This window comes from Mesobacillus sp. (genome assembly GCF_049588175.1).
Taxonomy (GTDB): domain Bacteria; phylum Bacillota; class Bacilli; order Bacillales; family Cytobacillaceae; genus Mesobacillus.
In genome coordinates this window covers 1-1,949 of record NZ_JBAVFI010000726.1, presented here as the reverse complement: position 1 = coordinate 1,949, position 1,949 = coordinate 1, and the positions used below count along the sequence as shown (strand labels likewise).

Here is a 1,949-nt window from a genome sequence, read left to right as displayed (position 1 = left end):
GAAGCGCCTGGAACGAAAATCAACAGCCTTGTTTAACAGAGCCTTTTTAAAAAGAGGTTACCAATAAATCCTCTTGGTTACCAGAAAGAACAAATATTGGAAAAAGAGGTCACCAATAAGGCGACTTGGTTACCTAAAAGAACAAATATTGGAAAAAGAGGTACTCAATAAAGCCTCTTGGTTAACTGAAAGTACAAATATTAGAAAAAGAGGTCACCAATACAGTCTCTTGGTTTGCTAAAAGAAATACAATGGAAAAAGCATGGTTTGAAGAAGTGCTCCGAAAATCATTAAATTTTTTTATTTGATTGGATTGGTTTTATGAAGCCTCATAGAACAATAACGACAATTGTTAAGAAAACAGCCTTTTTGAAAAATTGTCCAACCTGAATAGTAAAAAGAGAAAAAGCAAAAACTTTCATGTAGCGATTTTTTTAAAGCCAAAGAAAAAGAGTTGAGCGATATGAAAGCATTGAGGTTACTTTTTATACTCAGCATCTTGTTAATTAATAATGGAAATGGCATCGAAGCCAAAAAACAATCACCTAATCACAAGGTTCAAATGTTCCAATGGGAAGAGGTCAATGACATTCTTCCAAAATACAGCAAGTTCACGGTTGTCGATTTGGAAACGGGTATGAAATTTCGTGTCCAGCGGCGAGCCGGAAGCAATCATGCGGATGTACAGCCCCTAACTTCTGAAGATACGGCAATCATGAAGAAAATCTATAGTGGTCAATGGAGCTGGAAGCGGCGAGCCATCATAGTCATTTCAGAAGAACAAATGAAAATAGCTGCTTCCATGCATGGTATGCCTCATGGTGGAGGGGCGCTGAAAAATAACTTTCCTGGTCATTTTTGCATCCATTTTTTCGGAAGTACTACCCATAGAACGAATTTTATGGACCTTTCCCATAAGTTAATGATCCTAAAGGCAGCCGGTAATCTTGAATTATACCTGGAACAAACTGACCCATATGACTTGGTTAACGCCTTTATTGCAGGAATCAAACAGCAGGATCCTAAAATTATATCCTATATATCCCTTCAGGAGCAGGACTGGGATACAATACTTCCAACGATTGATAATATAAGAATTTCCCGAATGGAAATATTGCCCCATGAGGATATAACGGACGAGCTAACACTGTCTGTCCCAGTTGAAATTAATTGGCAAATAAAAGGGGTGGGAGGCAAGAATTTTACCGGCAAAATAAAACTTGTGAGGTTTATGCCCAACGAGCAATGGAAGATAGATTCCGTTCAGTTTCTTAAAGATAATGGAATTAAAATGTAAAAATGGAAAAAGCTTGAGCAAAAACTCAAGCTTTTTTTGGTGGACCTGTAAATATGCTTGATTTTCTAAATTAATCCAATCTCAGCAGCATTCCCTTGTATAGTAACTTTGTATTATAAGGAAAGGGAGATCGATTTCAAAAACCTAACCATATTTAAAAAAGAATCATTTAAAGAGATTAATGCTCGCCAAACTTTGCGAAGGTTTTTTCATCTTCTACCAATCCACATGCAGCACACTGGATTTTTAATTCTGGACCCCGATAAGGGAGATGGAAAGGTTCAAGTTGATCATTAGAATATTGTTCCACAACTTCTCCAGATTGTGGATTTAATTTAACTGCTTGCGGTATTTGTGTAATCATATTGAATCTTGTTCGGTTTGTTTTGCAATTAGGACATCTGTATGGGGTACTCATTTTGCATTCTCCTTCTTTGTAATTTAGTTTTATTTTTTGCAAAGTAAAGCAGATTTATGTAAATATACTAGAGTGGGTTTGTACCGGCTTTTTAATCAGGAGGCGAAACTATGCAATCAGAGCTGTATGATAAATTATTGAAGGAATACAGAGACCTATGGAATAACCGAAGATTGGTGGGAGAAGAAAGTCCAGAATTTATTCTTAAAGAAGCAATCACAAGAGATTTAAGAG

General features: G+C 36.4%; 2 protein-coding genes. One reads left to right on the top strand and one right to left on the bottom strand.

Going from position 1 to position 1,949, the window contains the following annotated elements:
* The first annotated feature begins 463 nt into the window (after positions 1-463).
* Positions 464-1,297, top strand: coding sequence for a hypothetical protein (locus tag WB217_RS17615; protein WP_423994598.1), 834 nt, complete (start codon positions 464-466; stop codon positions 1,295-1,297).
* 178 nt (positions 1,298-1,475) lie between these two features.
* Here the strand turns inward: WB217_RS17615 and WB217_RS17610 are convergent, their stop codons facing one another.
* Entirely contained in the window at positions 1,476-1,715 is a 240-nt protein-coding gene (locus tag WB217_RS17610) for a DNA alkylation repair protein (RefSeq protein WP_423994597.1), read from the bottom strand.
* Positions 1,716-1,949: the final 234 nt, after the last annotated feature.

Bases quoted from the DNA above. Each gene is read 5' to 3' on its own strand.
- WB217_RS17615 (WP_423994598.1), top strand. From the start codon at position 464: ATGAAAGCATTGAGGTTACTTTTTATACTCAGCATCTTGTTAATTAAT.
- WB217_RS17610 (WP_423994597.1), bottom strand. From the start codon at position 1,715: ATGAGTACCCCATACAGATGTCCTAATTGCAAAACAAACCGAACAAGA.